We start from the raw sequence: 19806 nt of genomic DNA on the forward strand, positions 1-19806 counted from the left end.
GCCTATGACCTGATCATCCCATTCTTCCGGAAATGTTCCCGCTTCGTGACCTAGTTTGCGGCGTGGGAAGTTGGAAACGCCTGATCGAGGGGCTATTTGGTGATCGAGAGCACTACGTCGTTATGCAGCGCCTCGGCCCGCGCGATGATCTCCTCGATCTGGGTGAGCACCGGAGCGAACTCCGCGCCCGCCCCGGCGTCGAGCGAGGCCACATTGATGGCGATATTGAGCTGCGAACTGGCCGCGGCCGCGCGCGCGGCATCGGCGGCCGCGCCGATATCGGTGACCACGTTCGGATTGCCGATGGGCAGCAATTCGCTTGCGAGCGAGACGACTTCGTCGGCGGCGGCCACCACGGCGGCCGGTACCCGCGCCGCGCCCAGCAGGGCGGCGGTGATGGCCTCGGCTCGCGCGGCCTGCTCCTCGCCGGTCTCCTTGGGCAGTTTATAGGCCGCGCCGACCGCGGTGAAGGCGGCGGCATCGGCATCGGCCAGCGCCAGCGCGCGATCACGGGCGATATCGGCCGCCACGATGATGCGATCGATGACCGGCCGGTTCTCGGCGTCCTTGGCGCGGGTGGTGTAGCGCGCCACCATGGCGACCAGCGCGGCTCCCTGCGCGGCGTGCAGCGCGGCGACCGCGCCGCCACCCGGCGCGGGCACCTTGGCGGCCAGCTCATCCAGGTAGCCCTGCAGGGTCGAGTCACCGAAGCTGGTGCCGGTCCGCTCGGCGTCCTGAGTCATGAGGAATGGCCTCCTTGAGAGTGCGTGTGATCGAGCGAGATTCGCCGCTAACGGTACCGGTGCGCGGTGGCTCGGCCGTCGCTGGGCCGTCCGCCGGGTTCGTCCGGACCCGGCCCGTGTGAGCGGGCGTCGAGCAGATCGGTAAGGTCCGGGTCATGCGTATCGGTCTATCGATCAACTACACGGACGGCTTCAAAGAGGTAGCCGCCGAGGTCGCCGACCTCGAACGGGCGGGCCTGGATATCGTCTTCGTGCCCGAGGCGTACTCGTTCGACGCGGTGAGCGCGCTCGGCTATCTGGCCGCCAAGACCGAACGGGTGCAGCTCGCGTCGGGCATTCTGCAGCTGTACACCCGCACGCCCACGCTGACGGCCATGACGGCCGCGGGTCTGGATTACGTCTCGGACGGCCGGTTCATCCTGGGTCTGGGCGCGTCCGGCCCGCAGGTGATCGAGGGCTTCCACGGCGTGCCCTATGACGCGCCGATCGGCCGCACCCGCGAGGCGCTGGAGATCTGCCGCAAGGTGTGGAAGCGCGAACGCCTGGAGTACCAGGGTAGGTACTACAACATCCCGCTGCCCGAGGGGCAGGGCACCGGGCTGGGCAAGCCGCTCAAGCTGATCAATCACCCTGTGCGCGAAAACATTCCGGTGCTGCTCGCGGCGCTGGGCCCGAAGAACGTGGAGCTCGCCGCCGAACTCGCCGAGGGCTGGCAGCCGATCTTCTTCCTGCCGGAGAAGGCCGATGACATCTGGGGCGATTCGCTCAAAGCCGGTCTGGCCAAGCGTGATCCGTCCCTCGGCAAGCTCGAGGTGTTCGCCGGGCCCGCGCTCGCCATCGGCGATGACGTGGAGCCGCTGCGCGAATTCGTGAAGCCGCATCTGGCGCTGTACATCGGCGGTATGGGCGCCAAGGGTAAGAACTTCTATCACACCCTGGCCACCAAGTACGGCTACGGCGCCGAAGCCGATCGCATCCAGGAACTGTTCCTGCAGGGCAAGAAAGATGAGGCCGCCAAGGCGGTGCCGGATGATCTGGTGCGCGATGTGTGCCTGATCGGTTCGGCCGGTTTCGTCAAGGAGCGCGTGGCCGCGTTCCGCGAGGCCGGGGTGACCGCGCTCAATGTGGTGCCGCTGGCCGCCACGCCCGCCGATCGGGTCAAGCTGATCGAGCAGCTGCGCGCCATCTGCGACTGATTCCGTACCGACCCTGTACCAGAGCTGAGCCCCGCCGCGACCGTCGCGGCGGGGCTCGATTCGTCTGTGCCCGAACTCGATTCTCGAATGTGCCGGAGCTCAGTTCTCGGTGAGTGCGGTGAGCGCCTGGTCCAGCGTGGAATGCAGTGCGAACACCTGATCCAGATTGGTCATCTTCAATTGGCGGCTGGTGGCGGGCCCATCGGCGACGACGGCGATACGGGTACCGCCCGCGCGCTGATGTGCGGCAACCAGGGCGGCCATGCCCGCGGAGGCCAGAAAGCTGACCTCGGACAGATCGATGACGAGCGCGCCGGGTTTACCGGACAGTGTCGAATCGATCGCGTTCTCGAGTGCGGGCGCAGTCGCCAGGTCGACCTCACCGATCACCGCGAGGACCGTGGCGCCGTCATGCACGGTGACCGTGGTGGTCATCGTCTCGCCGGGGGGATACGCGTCTCCGGAGTTAGTGGTCACGTTGGAACAATCTGCCATGATCCGTCCAATCATGTTGCATCGTCTGCGACATCGATTTCGTTTCAGTTGCCGGATGATCGCGAAATACCCAGCTACCGCACCGTTTCTGCGTGGCCAGGAAGGCAATGGCGCATATGTGCCTTCCATGTTCACACGCGACTGGCCGCCGAGAAAGCGACTGCGGGCAAACGGGAGATCATTCGGACCCGGGTGCCGGGTCCGGCGTGATCGATCTCCAGTTCATCGGTGAGGGCGCGCATCATGGCGATACCGCGGCCGCGATGGCCGGGATCCGACGGTTGCGGCCGCCAGATACCGGTATCGGTGATGATGAGAGTGACTGCGTCGAGCCCACATTCGGCGGTCAGCTCGACGCGGCCGGAGTCTCCGTTGAGGTAGGCGTGTTCGATGCTGTTGCTCAATGCCTCATTGGCGGCCGCGATGAGATCGCCCGCGCTGTCATGCGGTATCGCGGCGGCGGCCAGCCAGGATTTGAGTTCGCGGCGCATACGGGACAATTCGCTCGGGGTTGCGGGCACGTCCAGGCGCAGCGGTTTGGGCGGCTGGCGATAGACCACCAGCGCCACGTCATCGTCGTAGCCGCCCGCCGGGCGTAGCCTCGACAGCACCGAATCGGCCACCTCGCGCGGCAATTGTCCAGCGACGCCGGTCAATTCGTCGGCGAGCTCGACGAAGCGATCATCGATATCGACACCGCGCTGTTCCACCAGGCCGTCGGTGAACAGCACCAGGGTGGAGCCGGGGGCCAGCGCGGTGGTGGCCTCGGGGCGGCGCGGTGTGTCGAAGGTGGCCAGCGGTACCGCCCGCCCGCCTTCGAGAAGCCTTCCGCGCGTACCGGGTTCGGCCAGCACCGGTGGCATATGCCCGGCGCTGGAATAGCGCACCAGACCGCGCACGGGATCCAGGATGGCGGCGCATACGGTGGTGCACATGGCGCCGGGAATCCGGGCGGCGACGGTGTCCAGTTCGGCGAGCAGCTGAGCCGGTCCGGCCCCGCGTAGCAGCAATGCGCGTGCGGCGGTGCGCAATTGGCCCATGACGACGGCGGCGGACAGCCCTCGACCGACACAGTCGCCGACCACCACGCCCATGGTGCCGTCCGCCAGGCGCACCACGTCGTACCAGTCGCCGCCGATTTCCAATGGCGGCAGGGCGGGTTCGTAATGCACGGAGAAGCGCGGCGGCAATTCGATCGGTCCGAGCATGGCGCGCTGCAGCGTCAGCGAGGTCGAGCGCGCCTGATCGAAGTTGCGAGCCCGCTGCACCGCCAGGCTCAAATGCCCCACCAGCAGCGAGAACAGCGCCCAATCCTCGGGGGCGATGGCGCGGGGCGTGGCGAATCGCAGCCACAGCGCCGAATCCCCGGCCTCGCCGAGCGGGGCGACAATGCCCTCCGAACTCGACGCGCCCTCGGGAATCGCGAACATGGTGCGGCCGGGCCGCAGTCGCGCCCGATCCAGCAGGGCGCGGGCGCGGGCATCGAGTACCTGCCGGGATTCCCTGCCGCCCAGGGGAATCGGATCCGCGCTCGCACCGGACCGCAATGCGATACCGCCGGCGGCGACCGTCTCCAACTGCGGATTGTCCTCGGAGACATAGAGTTCCGGACCGGTATGGCGATTCGGCCAGACCGATACCACTGCGGATTCCGCGCCGACCGCCCGGCGCAATTCCTCCAGGCCGACGGTGAGCACCTCGACCACGCTGGTAGCCGCGCCGACCGCGGTGGCCAGCCGCGAGACCGCCTGATCGCGGGCCTGAGCGTCATGTTCGGCGGTCACATCGCGAATGGTGCCGACGAAAATGCGTTCGTCGTTCTCGGGTTTCACCAGCGAACTGGTGGAGACGGCCAGCCAGAGGCGGCGGCCGTCGCGATGGCGAATCGGCATGACGAAACGCGCGGCGTCGGTGCCCAGGTCCGGATAGCGCGGCGCTTCGGCCACGGTCCACGGATGGGGGAGCGGATAGGGCACGCCATCGGGGCCGTACCCGGTGAGCGCGCCGAAGGCCGTATTGACCTCCACCAGCGTGCCATCCGCGTCCACCACGAAGAAACCGTCCTGCAGCGATTCCACCAGCGCGGTGCGGAAGGCGTCGCGGCCCGCGAGATCGTCCGCGCGCGAACGCTGTTGCTCATACCGGCGGGTGCCGTCCAGGAAGCCGCGGGTGGCCACGTCCAGCGCGGCCATGGTCTGCAATAGGAATTCCAGTGCGGCCTCGGCGCGTTCGTCATCGCTGACCGGGGCCATGCCCTGCTCTTCCAGAATGCGGAAGTGGTGTTCGGTGAGGTCGAGAATGCTCACGCCCTCGACCAGCGCGCGCCGCCCGAGTTCATAGCCTTCGGCGAGAGTGTTCTGATTGGGTGCGCGCAGATGCAGCCGCAGCGCACCGGTGTACGCGTCGCGGAAGGCCGCCAGCGCCGAACTCATGCGTGGTGCTCCGGTGGTGAGTGCAGGGATCGCACCGTATGCCCGCGATGGCGGGCCGCGAGCACGATCGCGTCGTCGGTGTCCTTGGCGTGCCGCGCCAGAATATCGGCGGTGATCTCGGAAGTCGGCTTGGCCAAATCGATTCCGTCGGAGTAGTCGCTGGTGATGCCGTCGGTGGACATGAGCAGTAGATCGCCGGGCCGGATCGGCACGGTCTGCGATTGCAGATTCGGCGGCAGCAGATAGCCGACGATGCCGCCGGACAGCAGGGCCGCCGCGCGAATCGCCGGTTTGCCGGGAGCCGCCGCGACAATGCGGGATTCGACATTGCCGACACCCAGCCAGGTCAGTCGATCACCGGCGTCGAAGAGCGCCAGCGATACCGCCGCGCCGCGGGTGTCCGCCATCGCGCGATGACACAGCAGAATCAGTACATCCAAAGGCTCGGCGCGGTTTTCGGACAGCACCTGGGCCGCGCGATCGGCCGCGTCCGCCGCCGCCGCACCGTGTCCGAGTCCGTCCAGGACCGCGAAAAGCACTGAGCCGCCGCCCGCGTCGAGAATGACGGAGCGGTCCCCGGACACGCGTTGCCCGGGGAGGGCACGCCCGGCGACGGCCCATTCGACCGTGCCGATGAACCCGTCCTCACGCATTCCGCGGCACCCACTTCCACATCTCCACGAGCGTGCCGTGCCCGGGTTTGGAGGTGATGACGAGGCCGTCCATCAGCCGGCGCGCACCCGGAAGGCCAAGTCCCAGACCACGTCCGGTGGAATAGCCGTCTTCCAGCGCGCGATCGATATCGATGATTCCCGGACCCTGATCCTGGGCCTGCACCACCATCGAGCGGCGGCCTTCCCGTTCGCCGACCGCGAGCCTGATCTCGCCGGTGCCCGCATAACTGGTGATATTGCGCGCCACTTCGGAGATCGCGGTGGCGATCATGGTGCGATCGGATAGCGAGAAGCCGAGAGTGCTTGCCAGCTCCAGCCCCGCCTGCCGAGCGGTCACGATGTCGTTGGACACCTTCACCGCGATCACCATGACTTCAGCGGCCACGATCACGACCGTCTCGCTGGCCCCGATTACTGATCTTGTGGTTGAGCCAGGCCAGCCCTTCCTCCAGATCCAGTGCGGTATGCATACCTTCGAAGGTGAGGCCGAGTTGCACCATCGCGAAAGCGACCTCGGGTTGCAGACCGACGATGACCGTCTCCGCGCCGCGCAGCTTGGTCATGTGGGCGATGGTACGCAGTGATCTCGCGGCAAAGGAGTCCATTACGTCGATTGCGGTGACATCGACGATGATGCCCTGTGCTCGATACTTACTGACGTATTTCATCAGATCGTCTTGCAGGCGTTCGGTATCGGCGTCGGTGAGTGCGGACTGCACCGACGCGATCAGATAGGTGCCTTGCTTCAGAATGGGTACCGGCATGAGCCCTGTCCCGGGTTACCGTCCGTCGCGGTCAGCGGGGACACGCGACACTTCGTAGCCCAGGAGCCGCTCCGCCTCTTCGATACCACCCTGGAGGTCGCCGACCGCGTTCATCTTCGACAGATCCAGGCCGATGGTGACCAGGGTGAGCGCGATCTCCGAGGACAGGCCGGTGATGATCACATTCGCGCCCATCAGGCCGGACGCGTCCACGGTCTGCACCAGGTGGTTGGCGACCGTGGAGTCGATCGCGGGGACACCGGTGATATCGATGACGACGACCTTGGCGCGGTTGGCGCGAATCGCGCGCAGCAGCTGTTCGGTGAGCTGGCGTGCCCGCTGGGAGTCCAGCACGCCGATGATGGGCAGGATGAGCAGCTGCTCGCGCACCTGCAACACCGGGGTGGAGAGTTCGCGAATCGCCTCCTGCTGCTGGCGGATAACGCGCTCGCGCTCCTGCACGAAGGACACGGCCACGGTGTTGGCGATGCGGTTGGCGGCCGGTTCGTACGCGTCCAGCACCCGCTTGAGCAATTCGAAGTCGGTCTGATACTTCTCGAAGAGGCTGCGGGCCAGCACATCTCGAAGCAGCAGCACGATGCCGACGACCTCGTCGGTTTCGACGCCTCGCGGGATGATGCGTTCGGACAGATCACGCGCGTAGGCCTGCAGCGCTTCGACGCTACCGGTCTCGAGCACCTCGACGTAGTTGTCGTAGACCGAGGTCGCTTCGGAGAAGATCTCCTCCGGGGTCATGGCGGTCAGCAGCTGGGCATCGGTGATGCGACGGGCCCACTCCTCGCGCAGTTCGGTGCGGTTCTGCCGCAGGTGTTCGACGAGCTGCGGGAGCAGGTTGTCGACAGAACCCGCGGGCTGCGAATCCGCCGAAAGGCTGATGGACACGTCGGACATGAAAACTCCTGCCCCTTTCGCTAAGGCCAGGTCGGGGTGCACACACTCGAGTCAACTAGCGCGGCGGTCGTTTGCCGACCATGCGCTCGGTGCCGACCGCCGTCGGAAGCCGGTGCCGAGCCTAGTCTTACCCACTACCCCCCGTGTGCCAAACCAAACGCCGGTCGACGGGTATTTTTCGCTCAGATGGGGTTCCTCGTATCGGGTCTTCGGTGGTGCGCCAATAAGGTGTCGTAGATATCGGCCAGCGCGGTGAGCTGCCCGCTGTCCAGGACATCGATCATGTGCCGCCGCACACTCTCCACGTGCGCGGGCGCGGCTCCGGCCAGTACCTGCTCGCCCTTGGCGGTGAGTACGGCGGCGGTGCGCCGGGCATCGTCGGGAATCGATTCGCGGGCCACCAGCCCGCGCTTCTCCATCCGGGTGATCTGATGCGAGAGCCTGCTCTGCGACCATTCCAGCACCCCGGCCAGTTCGGCGAAGCTGCGCCGATGGTCCTGTGCGTCGGCCAGCCGGGCCAGTACCGTGTATTCGACATAGGTCAGATTGGATTCGCGCAGCGAATCGCGCCCGACCGCGGCGGCGATGAGGTCGCGGGTGAACACGAATCCCAGCCACGCACGCGTCTCGACATCGTCGAGCCAACGGGTTTCGGTCACGATTCCACTCCCGGTGTCTGCTGCCATGCTAGATCCTCCCCGCCGCCGACAAGCGCATCATCACAGGTAACACCCCCCGACTTGAAGGTGCAACCTGTGCGGATTCGCACAATCCGCACCGGGATTCACACAAATCCGCACTCGGGGGCCGCGCACGGTTGTGGGGACGGGGACTTCACCGTCGGCCCGGACTGCGCCAGATTCGCAGCACCCCGGCGATCAGCCCGCCTGCGGCGGTGACCACCGCTGCGTTCGCATTGCCGTAGACCACTAGTGCGACGACCGCAGCCGTGATGATTGTCAGGGCCGCGAGATCCGGCCATGGATTGTGTTGCGGGGCCATCGAATCGCCTTCCAGGAGCGGTGTCCACGTCGCTGCGGACTCTCACAACCGTGCCGCAGTGAGAAGCTGGGCTGTCCGGTTCGAACTCGCGGCCTTCGAAGCCAGGAACGCGTGAAAGAGTCGATACCGCTCGGTGTCATGCGGCCGATTGAGGTATTTGGTGCCGGCCAGGTCCGGTAGACAGACAAGGTCTGGCAGTTCCTTCTCCGCGAATCGCAAGCAGGTGAACGGGTGTCGCACGTATGCGGGTCCGCATTCCTGGTCGGCGATTATCTGCAAGGTGACGTTCGGGTGTTCCCGGACCTCCAGCAGGTGATCGATCTGTTTGCGCCAGATCTCACTACCGCCGAGTGGTCTACACAGGACGACGTTCTCGATGAGCATCCATAGGTGCGGTGGCTTCGTGCAATCGAGTGCGTGTTGTGCGCATAGACGTTCGTCCAGCATTTGGTCGATATCGTCGTCGGTGTAGTCGAGATGTCCGGAACTGAGTGCGGCACGGGCATATTCGGGGGTTTGTAGCAGGTCCGGGACCAGGGTCTGCTCGTATTGGAGAATCTCGCACAGCGGCTCGAGGTCCATGAGGGTGTCCAGCCTCGGACTGTGGTCCGGCCCTCGCTGATCGGGATAGCCCCAGGTCAGGTACTTCTTGTGGTCGTTTTCGGCGATGCCATACAGCTCGAGTAGCGCGCGAACCGTCGCCTCCTGGCGATTCGTGCGATACCAGCCTGTTTCGAGTCGGCTGATTGTCGATTGCTCGAAGTGGATGGCATCGGCCACCTCATGTTGAGTCTTCCCGTACTGATCCCGCAAACGTCGCAACCAACTGCCGAGTAGTTCAGGCAAAGCCTCTGTGGGAGTGGTGGTTTGGTCAGTTTGTCGGGGTCTGTTGTGACTGGGCACCGCCAGAGTCTGGCATGTGCTCTGTACCACTTCCAGTGTTTTCGTTCATGCATCTGCAATTGCAGACGTGCTTGCGATTGGTCTACTGGTGGTTAGCCGAAGCGCGTCGAACGCTGGTCCATGCCCCTCCAAGCGGCTTAGGTTCGCCTGCTTGCCGGGCTTGTCGGGGTGCTGGATAGAGTCTCTGTGCTTGAACCGTCGGCTGGACAGCCCCCAGCCCTGCTCGAGGAGTGCGAACCTTGACCGCGCCTGATTTCCTGTATTCGGATCTGCTGCCGATCGGTGCCGATGAGACGCCGTATCGGTTGCTGACGACCGAGGGGGTCAGCACGTTCGAGGTGAACGGGCGCACCTTCCTGCAGGTGGAGCCCGAGGTGCTGCGCATGCTGACCGCCGAGGCGATGCATGACATCAGCCACTATCTGCGGCCCGCGCACCTGGCACAGCTTCGCAAGATCATCGATGATCCGGAGTCCAGCGGTAACGACCGGTTCGTGGCGCTGGACCTGCTCAAGAACGTGAACATCTCCGCGGGCGGGATCCTGCCCATGTGCCAGGACACCGGCACCGCCATCGTGATGGGCAAGAAGTCCGAGGGCGTGCTCACCGGCGCGGATGACGCGGAGTGGATCTCGCGCGGTGTGTTCGACGCCTACACCAAGCTGAACCTGCGCTACTCCCAGCTCGCGCCCATCAATATGTGGGATGAGAAGAACACCGGCAACAACCTGCCCGCGCAGGTCGAGTTGTATTCGGCCGCAGGCGATCCCGCCAAGCCCTCGTACAAGTTCCTGTACATGGCCAAGGGCGGCGGCTCGGCCAACAAGTCCTTCCTGTTCCAGGAGACCAAGGCGATCCTGAACCCGGATCGCATGCTGGAATTCCTGGACGAGAAGATCCGCTCGCTCGGCACCGCGGCCTGCCCGCCGTACCACCTGGCGGTCGTCATCGGCGGCACCAGCGCCGAATTCGCTTTGAAGACAGCTAAATACGCCTCCGCGCACTATCTGGACAATATGCCGACCGAGGGCTCGATGTCCGCGCACGGCTTCCGCGATCTGGAGCTCGAGGAGCAGGTCTTCAAGCTGACCCAGTCCTTCGGCATCGGCGCGCAGTTCGGCGGTAAGTACTTCTGCCATGACGTGCGCGTCATCCGCCTGCCCCGGCACGGCGCCTCGCTGCCGGTCGCCATCGCGGTGTCCTGTTCGGCGGATCGCCAGGCGCTGGCCAAGATCACCCCCGAGGGCGTGTTCCTGGAGCAGCTCGAGCGGGAACCGGCGCAGTACCTTCCGGAGCAGACCGACGCCATCCTGGGCGGTGACGTGGTCGAGATCGACCTGAACCGGCCGATGTCCGAGATCCGCGACGAACTGTCCAAATACCCTGTGAAGACCCGGCTTTCGCTGACCGGCCCGCTGGTCGTGGCGCGCGATATCGCGCACGCCAAGATCAAGGAGCGCCTGGACGCGGGCGAGCCGATGCCGCAGTACATGCGCGATATGGCCGTGTACTACGCCGGTCCGGCCAAGACCCCCGACGGGTACGCCTCGGGGTCGTTCGGCCCGACCACCGCCGGTCGCATGGACTCCTACGTCGATCAGTTCCAGGCCGCGGGTGGCTCACATGTCATGCTGGCCAAGGGCAATCGCTCCGCGCAGGTCACCAAGGCGTGCAACGCCCACGGCGGCTTCTATCTCGGCTCGATCGGCGGACCCGCGGCGCGACTCGCCCTCGACTGCATCAAATCCGTCGAAGTTCTCGAATACCCTGAGCTCGGCATGGAAGCCGTCTGGAAGATCGAGGTCGAGGATTTCCCGGCCTTCATCGTGGTCGATGACAAGGGCAACGACTTCTTTGCCGAAACCTCCAAGCCGATCGCGCTGCGTGTCCGCGAGCGGTCCAAGGAACGAATCTGAACGAGGAAGAGGGCCGTATGCGCGCTGAGCGCCGCGACGACAATCCGGTATGCGAGCCGGAAAAGCTTGCATACCGGGCGAATCCGGCAATCAGCCGCGGTACCCGCAGAGCCGCCGCGGTCTCGCTGATCGCGGGGGCGGGCCTGTTCGTCGCGGGTCTGCCGTCCGCATCGCCGTCCGCGCATGCCGCTCCCGCGATCGCCGCGCCCGGGGAGATCATCGATCTGCCCGCGAGTCCGCTGCCGGGGAACGTGTTCGGCGTACCCCCGCTGCCGTCCGCCTCGGCCATCTCCGCCGAAACCGAGGGCCTGGATCCGCTGCTGGCCTCGGCGTACTCCTCGGCCGCCGCACAGGCGCGCGAGGAGGGCGTGACCATCTGGATCACCTCCGGCTACCGCTCGCCCGCCGAACAGCAGGCCATGTGGGAGGACGGAATTCGCACCTACGGCAGTCCGGAGGCGGCCCGCCAGTGGGTGCTCCCGCCCGAGGAGTCCACGCACGTCTCCGGCCAGGCCATCGATGTCGGCCCGCGCGCGGGCGCGCAATGGCTCGAGGACAATGGCAACCGCTGGGGCCTGTGCAGGACCTATGACAATGAGTGGTGGCACTTCGAGTTGGTCACCGTGCCCGGAATGTCCTGCCCCGCACGACTACCCAATGCGAGCATGCGCTGAAAAGACCGGACACCCTGTTGTCCGCTCATTCACCGCTGTGCGCTCGCCGCTGATTCGGCATCCTGGGGTTCGGCACATTTCTAGCTACGGAGGCAATGGGTGGTCCGGCAACAGCAACATACGAGGCACGGCAGCATCGGCAGGCAACGCCCACCCGTTCGAGCCCACCGCCTCACCCATCCGGTCCGCACCCCGTACCCCACCGCTCGCGAATCGGTGATGGCCCCCGGCTGGCTGCTGTTCGAACTCCCCACCGCCGTGCTGCTGGCCATCTTCGTGGGCACCGGCTGGCTCGGCTACGCCCAGCACTCGGGCACTCCCGCCCAGCCGCGGCCGGCGGTGGTGGTCCCGGCCGACCATCCGATCCCGGGTCGCTGAACAATACCGGGACGCAGTCGATATCACGCGCAGAGGCGGGGAAGCCGTTGTGCGGGAAAGTGATCGGCGAGGTCGGCGTTTATCCGCGAGCCGAGGAGCGCGCACAGGCGGGTGACGGCGTGCCGCGGGTCGAGATCCCAGACCCGCAGTGCGCCATTGTCGCCGCCGCCGAACAGGTAGTTCGCCTTCGGATGGAAGGCGACCTGCCAGGGGCTGGCCGACGGCGGGGTCAGCGATTGGCCGTAGGGCACCGGATGCGCCGGATCGGCGAAATTCCAGAGCCGGACGGTGGAATCGGTGCCGCCGGTGGCGAGCAGGCGGCCGTCCGCGCTGAGATCCAGTGCGGTAATGGTGATCTCACTGGCCCGGAAGGGTTCGCCCAGCGGTTCGATTTTCGCCGGATCGCTGATATCCCAGCGCCGCACCAGGCCGAAATCGCCCGCCGCGACGGCGATTCGATGATCGGGACTGACCGCGAGCCCCAAACCGCCACCGGACCAGTCGGCCCCGGTTGCGCCCAGCGGCGGCCCCAGCTTCCGGATATCGGCGTCCCACAGCATCAGCTTGTCGGTCAGCGCCGCGATCACCGCACCGTCCCGGGTCATCGACACCTGTACGCCGGTTGAGGCGACCTTCGGCGAAATCTGCACCTGCACGGGCAATCCCAGCGGCACCGGATGGGCGGGGTCGGCGTAATTCCACGCCTGGAAGCTCGGCGGCGTCGCCGATATCGTGAGCAGCAGCGGCCGGTCCACGGCGAATCCCAGCCCGATGGCGTTGGAAAACCGATATCCCGCAAGCGGTTTCGCGGGGTCGGAGATATCGACGAGCGTCATCGCGCCGTCCATGACCAGACCGGCGAACCTACCGTCGGAGCTGACCGAGGGCAGCGTGGTCACCGCCAGACCGGGTAGCCGGACATCGGGCGTGGGGATGGTCCCGGCCAATCGCACGGCCGCCGGATCGTGGGTATCCCAGATATGCGCGTCCGCACCGGGCGCGACGGTCAGCATGCGGGTGCCGTCGGCGCTGATCACCGGTCGTACCTGACCGGCTTGGCCGCCTAGCACGGCGGGCGGCACCAGCCACTGCTGCACGGCCCCGTCCTCGAATCCGATGGCGAGCACCCGTCCGTCATGGCTGAATCGCAGGGCACCCGGGATCGCGGTGCAGCGATGTTCGGCCGGTATTCGGGGACAGGCGGCCGCATTGCCGGTGAGCAGTGGGCCCAGCGCCACCGGACGGGCCGGATCGGAGAGGTTCCACAGTCCGGTGCCGAAGGCGGTCAAGGTGGCCAGGGTGCGCCCATCCGGGCTGAAGGCCATACCGAGCAGATAGGTGGCCGAGGACGCGGCGAATGATGGGCCGACCGGCGTGGTGCGATCGGCGCCGTCGACGCGGATGAGCCGCACCTCGCTGTCGACCGCCGCCGCGCTGCCGGGGCGATCGTCGGCGATGGCGACGAGATTGCCCGCCGGGCTCGGCATCATCCGCAGATCGGCGGATTGCGCGAGCACCGCGCTATTCGGAATACCCTGTGCCGGAGCGGTATTCCAGGCCCGCAGGGTGCGCGTCTGCGCGGCGGCGTTGGGCGTGACCCGATCGACGGTCAGCAGGGTGCGGTCATCGCTGACGAAGCCGAGGGTGGTCAGCCTGCCGTCGACGGGGAACCGGATCGGCAGGCGTACGGGGCGGGCGGGATCGGTGAGGTCGTACAGATCGGCCCCGTGCTCATCGGCGACCGCGAGGGTGCGGCCGTCGTGTGCCAGCGCCAGGGCCGTGATCGGAGCGCCGGTATCGAGGACGGCAGATACCCGCGATCGCGCCGGATCGGAGATATCGCGGATGCGCACGGTGTGGTCGTCACCGCCGGAGATCAGCAGTGTCCCGAGCGCGGCCAGTGCGGTCACGGTGCCGGTGTGATCGGTGATCGCAGGTCCGGCCGCTGTGACCGCGCCCGGAGTCGCGGTATTCCAGAGCCGGATGGATCGGTCCGCCCCCGCGGTCGCGAGTACATCCCCGTCCGCGTACGCCAGCATCGACACCGGTCCGGTATCGGCGGTGAACGCGGCGACGGCGGGCAGGCTCTGGGTGCCGATCAGCCGGGACGCCACATCGAGATCGTCCGGTCTCAGCCCGGCGGCCAGGATGGCGAGTTCGGCCGAGAGGGTCGGATCGCTGCTCTGCACCCGGCTCGCCTCGCTGAGCACGTTCGCGAAGAATCCGGCGTCCTTCTCGCGGTTGGCGATTCGGGTATTGGTGAAACCGGTCAGCGCCGCCACGAGCAGGACGGCCAGCGTGCCCGCGAGTCCGGCCTGCATCCAGATGCGCTGTCGCCGTGCGCGAATCGCGGCACCCAGAAATTCGCCGGTCTGCCCGGCCACCGCCCGGCCGTGCGCCCGCGCCCGGGTGAGCCGATCGCCCCGATACAGCAGCGCGCGCGTGCGTCCGGCGGAAACCCATTCCGCCGCATCGGTTTCGGCGCGCTGCCGGATGAGGTGCCCGTCCCGGTCGGCATCGATCCAGCCGCGCAGTTCGGGCCAGGCGTCGATCACGATCTCATGGGTGAACGCGGCGGTGTCGGAGTCCAGGGTGATGAGCCGGGCACTGGCGAGCTGTTCGAGCGCATCGGCCGCGGCGTCGGGATGGTCGGTGTGGGTGAGCAATTCGGCGATCGGCAGGTGCCGCCGGGTATCGCGGGTGTCCTGTCCGACGGTGACCAGGCGCAGCAGGATGGATTTGGCGGCCTCCTGTCCGGCCGCGTCCAGCCGGGCCCACGCCTCCTGCGCGGTCTGGGCGACCGAACCGGCGACACCGCCCGCCGCCCGGTAACTCGCCAGGGTGAGCCGATTTCCGTCGCCGCGTTGCCAGGTGACGGCCATGACGTGGGACAGCAGCGGCAGGGTGCCCGAACCATCGTGACCGCCGAGTCCGAGCAGTTCGGCGCTGATCAATTCGACCAGGCCGCCCTCGATCTTGAGTCCGTGCGCGCGTGCGGGTTTGGTGATGGCCTCGGTGAGTTCGGCCGCCCGCATCGGCGCCAGCACATAGGCGCGCTGTCCGAGGGCGTCGGCCAGCGCTGGGTATTCCAGGCAGCGGGCGAAGAAGTCGGCGCGCAGTCCGAGCACCACGGTCGTTCCGGAATCGGCCTGGCGGCTGAGGGTTTCGATGAACTCGAGCTGTTCGGCCGCGGCGGCGGACTGGGTGAACAGTTCCTCGAACTGGTCGATGATCAGTGCGCCGCGCTCGGCCGGGAGGTCCGCCGGTGCGGGCGGGGCGCTCGGGGTTCCGGTGCGGATCGTCCATTCGGACCCGAGGCCGGGGATGAGTCCGGCGGCGAGCAGCGAGGATTTACCCGCGCCCGAAGCGCCGACCAGGATGACGATTCCGCCGCCCGCATCGCCTGTCTTGCGCACCAGCGCGACGAGTTCGGCCGATACCCGATCGCGGCCGAAGAACAGTGCGGCGTTCTCGGTGCGATAGGACTCCAGTCCGCGATAGGGGCAATCCGAGACGGGCGTCCAGGACACCGCGCTCACCCAGAGTTGCCGCCAGCGCGTAGGATCCAGCAGCTGGGCCGGGACGGGTTCGGATTTCTGCTTGGTCATCTCGATGAGCACGAACAGCACCGGCCGCACCGATTCGAAGACCGCGGGCAGATTGCGGCCCTTGCGCCAATCGCTGATGCGCTGCACGGTAAGCCGTTTGGCGGTCTCGCCCCGGCTCGATCGCATGACCCGGTTGGCGGCGTCGGCGACGGTCTGCAGGGTCGGATTGCCCGCGTACCGCCAGAGACCGGTCAGCTGCTGTGCGAATACCTCACGCGGTAGTTCGTCGCCGAATAGCGGCCCCGTCTCATCGGTCATGCGCGGCGTACTCCCTGTCGTGCTGTGCTGCGGGCGTTCTGCCGCCCCGAGGAGTATGAACCGGGATCGCGGGCCGATGCCGCGCGGTGCCCTCAGACGGCCGAATCCACCGGCAGCGATAGCAATCCGGTGGTCGTGGGGACGGTCAGCGCCGGTGTCGCATCGTGGCCGGACGCGCAGGTCAGCACGATGCTCGCGGCGACGGCCGCCAGGATGTCCCCGGTGGCGACGACCGGATCGCGGTCGCGGGCGAAGAAGGCGTGCCGGGTGGCGACCGCGCCGATGGCCTGCCGGTCGGCCGCGCCCATCCCGAAGCTCACCACCTCGGCTCCCTCGGGGTCGGCCGGATCGGTCAGCCGTTCCCAGTCCGGTCGCCAATCCTCGCCGGTATCGCCGCCGTCGCCGAGGAAGTACACCACCGGCCGCTGATGGCGAATGCCGGTGTCCAGGACGCGAATACCCTCGGTGATGGTCGTGCGCGCCTGCCGGAACGCGGCCCGGAAATTGGTCGCGCCGCCCGCCTGCAGGAATGGGATGCGCGCTCGCGGCAGTTCGGTCAGCGGCAGTACGGTATGCGCCTCGGACGCGAAGGCGATCAGGGACAGCAGCACCCGGGTGCCCGCCACCGGATCGGCGAGGACGGTGTGCCGCAAGCCGGGCAGCATGCGATTCATCGCGTCGATCGGCGGTCCGTACATGGAACCGGAGACATCGACCAGCAGGCATACCGGCAGTACCGGTGGCTCGGGTCGCGCGGGGAGATCGGCGGCGGACACCATGGGGATCACCTTTCGGCGGGCGAAACCGGCGGTGCGGCAACGCGTCTGGGACTGCGTCGACGGTAGATTCGCCGCGCGCCGCAGATCCGGCGTTTTCCCTCGCGAGCGCCTTCGTGCGCAGGTCAGGGGGCTTGCCGGATATTCCGGACCGGAATGATCACCGCGTATTCGCCGTTATGGGGCGGGTGCGGGAGAAATGTCCTGAGCTGGCGGCTGACCCGTCATGTGCGGTCATAGCTGCGTTCAATCGTTAACCGTACCGTCGGGTAATAGGAGTCGGCGGCGGACGGAGATGGTCGTGCTGGATCCGCGATTACGAACATTGTGGCTGGCCAATGCCGCCACGGGAGCCGCGGCGGTGGCGGTGCGGGCACAGCGCCCGGTCTTCGCCGGGTACGGGGCTCGGGTACAACGCGATTCGCTGACGGTATCGGATCTGGAGGTCGTCACCGTCACCGATACGTCCGTGATTCTGACCTGGACCTCCCGCAGCCGGAATCGGGCGGGACGGTCGCAGCCCGCGCCCGCCGATACCGAGGTGCGGATCGGCCCGGCGGACAGTCTGCGGGCGCTGCCGGTGCGCCTGCACGAAACTCGGCGCACCGCTTTCCATTACGCGGAGATCACCGGGCTGGAGCCGGGCCGGGAGTATCGGTTCGAGGCGTATTCGGACAGCTGCCGGGCGGTGCCCGCGCGCACTCTGGTGACGCGGCGTTCGGGTGCTCCGGAATCGACGGGCACCTTCCGCACGCTGACGCCGCCGCCGGGACGGTTGTTGCGCACCATCGCGCTGGCGAACGATCTGCATCACGGTGAGGCGCGCAGCGGACTGCTGCCGGGCGGACTGGTCGAGGGGCTCATCGATATCGAGCACTATCCGGAGTTCATGCTCCGGGCGGTGCTGGAGGAATTACGCGAAACCGGCCGGGGCGCGGACCATCTCATCGCGGCGGGGGATCTGACCGATTCCGGGACGCGGGAGCAGTCCGAGGCGGTGCGCGCGCAACTCGACACCTGGGGTGAGCTGGGGCGCGACTATTTCGTCTGCCGCGGCAATCACGATATGCCGCCCAAGGACGAACCGGACCATTGGGGCGAGGTGTTCTATCCGTACCAGCAGCTCGGCGAATACGCTTTGGGCGGAATGCGTCTGGTGGGGCTGGACACCACGCGGCTGCGCGGCGGCGGGGGCACCCTGGACCTCCCGCAACTGGCGCATCTGCGCGATCTGCTGCACGCGGAACCGGATCGGCCGACGCTCGTATTCGGCCACCACCCGGTGACGACGCACGCGGCGGTCAGCAACCCCGGCGGACCGGGTTTCGTGCTCGACAGGGCGAATGCGGCCGCACTACACGCCCTCTACCATTCGGCCCCGGGGGTCTTCCTGCATCACAGCGGGCATACGCACCGAAACCGCGTCACCCGAGCCGATTCCGGCATTCCGGTCGAATTCCTGGAAGTGGCGGCGGTCAAGGAGTATCCGGGCGGGTACCTGCTGCTGCGGATCTACGAGGGCGGCTATATGGCCAACTTCTACAAGACGCGCTCGGAACAGGCGCGACGGTGGAGCACCCGCACCCGCAGGCAGTACCTCGGACTGCATCCCGATCACGCGCTTGGCAGTCTGGCCGCGCGCAATCACGTTGTGCTGCGCGACTTCTCGGGGCTCACCGGGGTGAGCTGAGCACTCGTGAGGGGGAACTCGCCCCTTCGCGATCCGATGCGCCGATCGCGCCCGGGTGCTTCGGTCGGCTGCGCTGACGTCCGAATCACCCGGCGCGGCATGATCACCCGTGAAACCGCCGATACCGCCCGCAGCGCTGGCTACGGGCGGTGGCGGGTGCCGTACGGGTATCAGTCGACGTCGGTTCCCCCATTGCGGGCGCGGGCCGCGGCGCGAGCGCGACGGCGGGCGGCCTGGAGTTCGGCGAGTTCCTGTTCGAGGGTTTCCGCGATCCGGAACTGACCGGTGTCGTACACGTTCAGTGGCGGACCGCCGTCGCTGATGTCCGAATGCGTCTCGGCCTCGGCGGTTTTCGCCGATTTGGTGGCCGAGGTGCGCTCTTCCTTGCGCGGGGCGGGCTTGGGCTGCGGTTTGACCGGCACCGGATCCGGGGTGCTCTCCACCACCTGTGCGGCCTCGGCCTCGGGAGCCGCGGTCAGCGCCGGGGTGGGCGCGGCCATGGTCGGGGCGGCGCTGGGCCCGGTGGGCCGGGTCGGCCAGGTCACCATGCTCGGCAGGGTGCGGCGAATCGTCTCGGCCGGATCGGGGAGATCCCGGATCTGATCGGTGGCGCGGACGATGGCCAGACCGTACCGGGCGCTGGCGGCATTGTGGATGAGCAGCGCCACGCCGATCATCACCGGTGCGATGGCGTGCACCGAGACGTCGTACCAGCTACCGGTTTTCAGGTAGGGGTAGGTGTTCAGCGTGACCGTCAGGCCCAGCAGCGCCATCTCGGCCGCGACGACCTGCTTGGTGCTGTCGATGACACCCCACTCGGCGACCTTGTTGGTGCCGATCATGATGATCACGAGGCAGACGCTGATCATGCCTTCGAGCAGGTAGCTGAACCAGAACAGCGGATCCTTCGCGCCACCGGGAGCGATATTGTGCTGCACGTTGACCGCGGACCACAGCATGCCCGCGGCGACCACACCCGCCAGCGCGCGCAGCGACCACGCGCGATGCTTGTACAGCGAAGCCAGCTTGGCGTGCGGGCTGGATTCGCGCCGCTGCGCGGCAATCGCCTTGCGGGCCATCAGCAAGTCCCGAATGTCGGCCTTCTCGATTTCTTCGGTGGTCTGCCGGGCGCGGTCAGCCGTGGCGGCCGCGGCCTCGACTTGCTTCAGGCGCTGGGCGCGATCTTCATCGCGAATGCGCTCGGCTAGCTCGCGCTCGGCCTGGAGTTCGTTCTCCGAGAGCGCTTCGGTGAGGGCGGGGTCGAACTGGTAGGCCAGGCGTCCGCGGGCCTTCTCGACCCGCTTCGCGAGGACGGAGACTTCGTCCTCGAGCGGATGTTCGATCGTCATCGGGTCCCCCGTCCCGGGAGTTTCGATGGCTGACAG

General features: G+C 67.2%; 18 protein-coding genes. 5 read left to right on the forward strand and 13 right to left on the reverse strand.

Annotated elements, in window-relative coordinates; genetic code table 11:
* Window positions 1–92 precede the first annotated feature (92 nt).
* Window positions 93–743, reverse strand: a complete 651-nt coding sequence (locus AB0L82_RS11095; protein ID WP_364633855.1) for a cyclodeaminase/cyclohydrolase family protein — start codon at window positions 741–743, stop codon at window positions 93–95.
* 155 nt (window positions 744–898) lie between these two features.
* On the opposite strand from AB0L82_RS11095, the gene AB0L82_RS11100 reads away from it, so the two are divergent.
* Complete coding sequence (locus AB0L82_RS11100; RefSeq protein ID WP_364633857.1) at window positions 899–1939, forward strand: LLM class F420-dependent oxidoreductase; 1041 nt, start codon at window positions 899–901, stop codon at window positions 1937–1939.
* A gap of 99 nt (window positions 1940–2038) precedes the next feature.
* Here the strand turns inward: AB0L82_RS11100 and AB0L82_RS11105 are convergent, their stop codons facing one another.
* From AB0L82_RS11105 to AB0L82_RS11145, 9 genes are all read right to left on the reverse strand, one after another.
* A complete protein-coding gene (locus AB0L82_RS11105) occupies window positions 2039–2374 on the reverse strand; it encodes an STAS domain-containing protein (protein WP_364635985.1) in 336 nt (111 codons plus the stop codon).
* Between the two features lie 191 nt (window positions 2375–2565).
* The gene (locus tag AB0L82_RS11110) at window positions 2566–4866 is read right to left on the reverse strand and encodes a SpoIIE family protein phosphatase (protein ID WP_364633859.1); all 2301 of its coding nucleotides are present in this window, start codon (window positions 4864–4866) and stop codon (window positions 2566–2568) included.
* A complete protein-coding gene (locus AB0L82_RS11115) occupies window positions 4863–5519 on the reverse strand; it encodes a SpoIIE family protein phosphatase (protein ID WP_364633861.1) in 657 nt (218 codons plus the stop codon). The genes AB0L82_RS11110 and AB0L82_RS11115 overlap by 4 nt, the downstream gene beginning before the upstream one ends.
* A complete protein-coding gene (locus AB0L82_RS11120) occupies window positions 5512–5925 on the reverse strand; it encodes an ATP-binding protein (RefSeq protein ID WP_364633863.1) in 414 nt (137 codons plus the stop codon). Before AB0L82_RS11120 ends, AB0L82_RS11115 begins: the two co-directional genes overlap by 8 nt.
* On the reverse strand, window positions 5915–6304 hold the full coding sequence (locus tag AB0L82_RS11125) for an STAS domain-containing protein (RefSeq protein WP_364633865.1): 390 nt from the start codon (window positions 6302–6304) through the stop codon (window positions 5915–5917). Before AB0L82_RS11125 ends, AB0L82_RS11120 begins: the two co-directional genes overlap by 11 nt.
* Window positions 6305–6319: 15 nt before the next feature.
* A complete protein-coding gene (locus tag AB0L82_RS11130) occupies window positions 6320–7216 on the reverse strand; it encodes an STAS domain-containing protein (RefSeq protein ID WP_364633867.1) in 897 nt (298 codons plus the stop codon).
* Window positions 7217–7398: 182 nt separating this feature from the next.
* Window positions 7399–7902 carry a MarR family winged helix-turn-helix transcriptional regulator gene (locus AB0L82_RS11135; protein ID WP_364633869.1) on the reverse strand — a complete coding sequence of 168 codons (504 nt, stop codon included), beginning with the start codon at window positions 7900–7902 and terminating at the stop codon, window positions 7399–7401.
* Between the two features lie 148 nt (window positions 7903–8050).
* The gene (locus AB0L82_RS11140; protein ID WP_364633870.1) at window positions 8051–8218 is read right to left on the reverse strand and encodes a hypothetical protein; all 168 of its coding nucleotides are present in this window, start codon (window positions 8216–8218) and stop codon (window positions 8051–8053) included.
* Window positions 8219–8260: 42 nt separating this feature from the next.
* Complete coding sequence (locus tag AB0L82_RS11145) at window positions 8261–9151, reverse strand: helix-turn-helix transcriptional regulator (protein WP_364633872.1); 891 nt, start codon at window positions 9149–9151, stop codon at window positions 8261–8263.
* Between the two features lie 209 nt (window positions 9152–9360).
* Here AB0L82_RS11145 and AB0L82_RS11150 point away from each other — a divergent pair, with 209 nt between their 5' ends.
* The 3 genes from AB0L82_RS11150 (at window position 9361) to AB0L82_RS11160 (ending at window position 12089) form a co-directional block, all read left to right on the forward strand.
* Window positions 9361–11037, forward strand: coding sequence for a fumarate hydratase (locus AB0L82_RS11150; protein WP_364633873.1), 1677 nt, complete (start codon window positions 9361–9363; stop codon window positions 11035–11037).
* A gap of 251 nt (window positions 11038–11288) precedes the next feature.
* Window positions 11289–11711: a M15 family metallopeptidase gene (locus AB0L82_RS11155; RefSeq protein WP_364635988.1), complete on the forward strand. Its 423-nt coding sequence runs from the start codon at window positions 11289–11291 to the stop codon at window positions 11709–11711.
* A 99-nt stretch (window positions 11712–11810) separates the two neighbouring features.
* Window positions 11811–12089 carry a hypothetical protein gene (locus AB0L82_RS11160; RefSeq protein ID WP_364633875.1) on the forward strand — a complete coding sequence of 93 codons (279 nt, stop codon included), beginning with the start codon at window positions 11811–11813 and terminating at the stop codon, window positions 12087–12089.
* A 23-nt stretch (window positions 12090–12112) separates the two neighbouring features.
* Here AB0L82_RS11160 and AB0L82_RS11165 read toward each other — a convergent pair whose 3' ends face one another.
* Together AB0L82_RS11165 and AB0L82_RS11170 are read right to left on the reverse strand one after the other, a co-directional pair.
* Window positions 12113–15955 (reverse strand): hypothetical protein, encoded by a 3843-nt coding sequence (locus AB0L82_RS11165; protein ID WP_364633877.1) that lies wholly within the window; start codon window positions 15953–15955, stop codon window positions 12113–12115.
* A 92-nt stretch (window positions 15956–16047) separates the two neighbouring features.
* The gene (locus AB0L82_RS11170) at window positions 16048–16734 is read right to left on the reverse strand and encodes a VWA domain-containing protein (RefSeq protein ID WP_364633879.1); all 687 of its coding nucleotides are present in this window, start codon (window positions 16732–16734) and stop codon (window positions 16048–16050) included.
* Between the two features lie 298 nt (window positions 16735–17032).
* Between AB0L82_RS11170 and AB0L82_RS11175 the strand changes: the two genes are divergently transcribed.
* Entirely contained in the window at window positions 17033–18421 is a 1389-nt protein-coding gene (locus tag AB0L82_RS11175) for a metallophosphoesterase (RefSeq protein WP_364633881.1), read from the forward strand.
* 170 nt (window positions 18422–18591) lie between these two features.
* Here the strand turns inward: AB0L82_RS11175 and AB0L82_RS11180 are convergent, their stop codons facing one another.
* A complete protein-coding gene (locus AB0L82_RS11180; RefSeq protein WP_364633883.1) occupies window positions 18592–19770 on the reverse strand; it encodes a hypothetical protein in 1179 nt (392 codons plus the stop codon).
* Window positions 19771–19806 lie beyond the last annotated feature (36 nt).

The organism is Nocardia sp. NPDC052001 (genome assembly GCF_040680615.1).
GTDB lineage: Bacteria > Actinomycetota > Actinomycetes > Mycobacteriales > Mycobacteriaceae > Nocardia.

Bases quoted from the DNA above. Each gene is read 5' to 3' on its own strand.
- AB0L82_RS11095 (WP_364633855.1), bottom strand. From the start codon at position 743: ATGACTCAGGACGCCGAGCGGACCGGCACCAGCTTCGGTGACTCGACC.
- AB0L82_RS11100 (WP_364633857.1), top strand. From the start codon at position 899: ATGCGTATCGGTCTATCGATCAACTACACGGACGGCTTCAAAGAGGTA.
- AB0L82_RS11105 (WP_364635985.1), bottom strand. From the start codon at position 2,374: ATGACCACCACGGTCACCGTGCATGACGGCGCCACGGTCCTCGCGGTG.
- AB0L82_RS11110 (WP_364633859.1), bottom strand. From the start codon at position 4,866: ATGAGTTCGGCGCTGGCGGCCTTCCGCGACGCGTACACCGGTGCGCTG.
- AB0L82_RS11115 (WP_364633861.1), bottom strand. From the start codon at position 5,519: ATGCGTGAGGACGGGTTCATCGGCACGGTCGAATGGGCCGTCGCCGGG.
- AB0L82_RS11125 (WP_364633865.1), bottom strand. From the start codon at position 6,304: ATGCCGGTACCCATTCTGAAGCAAGGCACCTATCTGATCGCGTCGGTG.
- AB0L82_RS11130 (WP_364633867.1), bottom strand. From the start codon at position 7,216: ATGTCCGACGTGTCCATCAGCCTTTCGGCGGATTCGCAGCCCGCGGGT.
- AB0L82_RS11135 (WP_364633869.1), bottom strand. From the start codon at position 7,902: ATGGCAGCAGACACCGGGAGTGGAATCGTGACCGAAACCCGTTGGCTC.
- AB0L82_RS11140 (WP_364633870.1), bottom strand. From the start codon at position 8,218: ATGGCCCCGCAACACAATCCATGGCCGGATCTCGCGGCCCTGACAATC.
- AB0L82_RS11165 (WP_364633877.1), bottom strand. From the start codon at position 15,955: ATGACCGATGAGACGGGGCCGCTATTCGGCGACGAACTACCGCGTGAG.
- AB0L82_RS11170 (WP_364633879.1), bottom strand. From the start codon at position 16,734: ATGGTGTCCGCCGCCGATCTCCCCGCGCGACCCGAGCCACCGGTACTG.
- AB0L82_RS11180 (WP_364633883.1), bottom strand. From the start codon at position 19,770: ATGACGATCGAACATCCGCTCGAGGACGAAGTCTCCGTCCTCGCGAAG.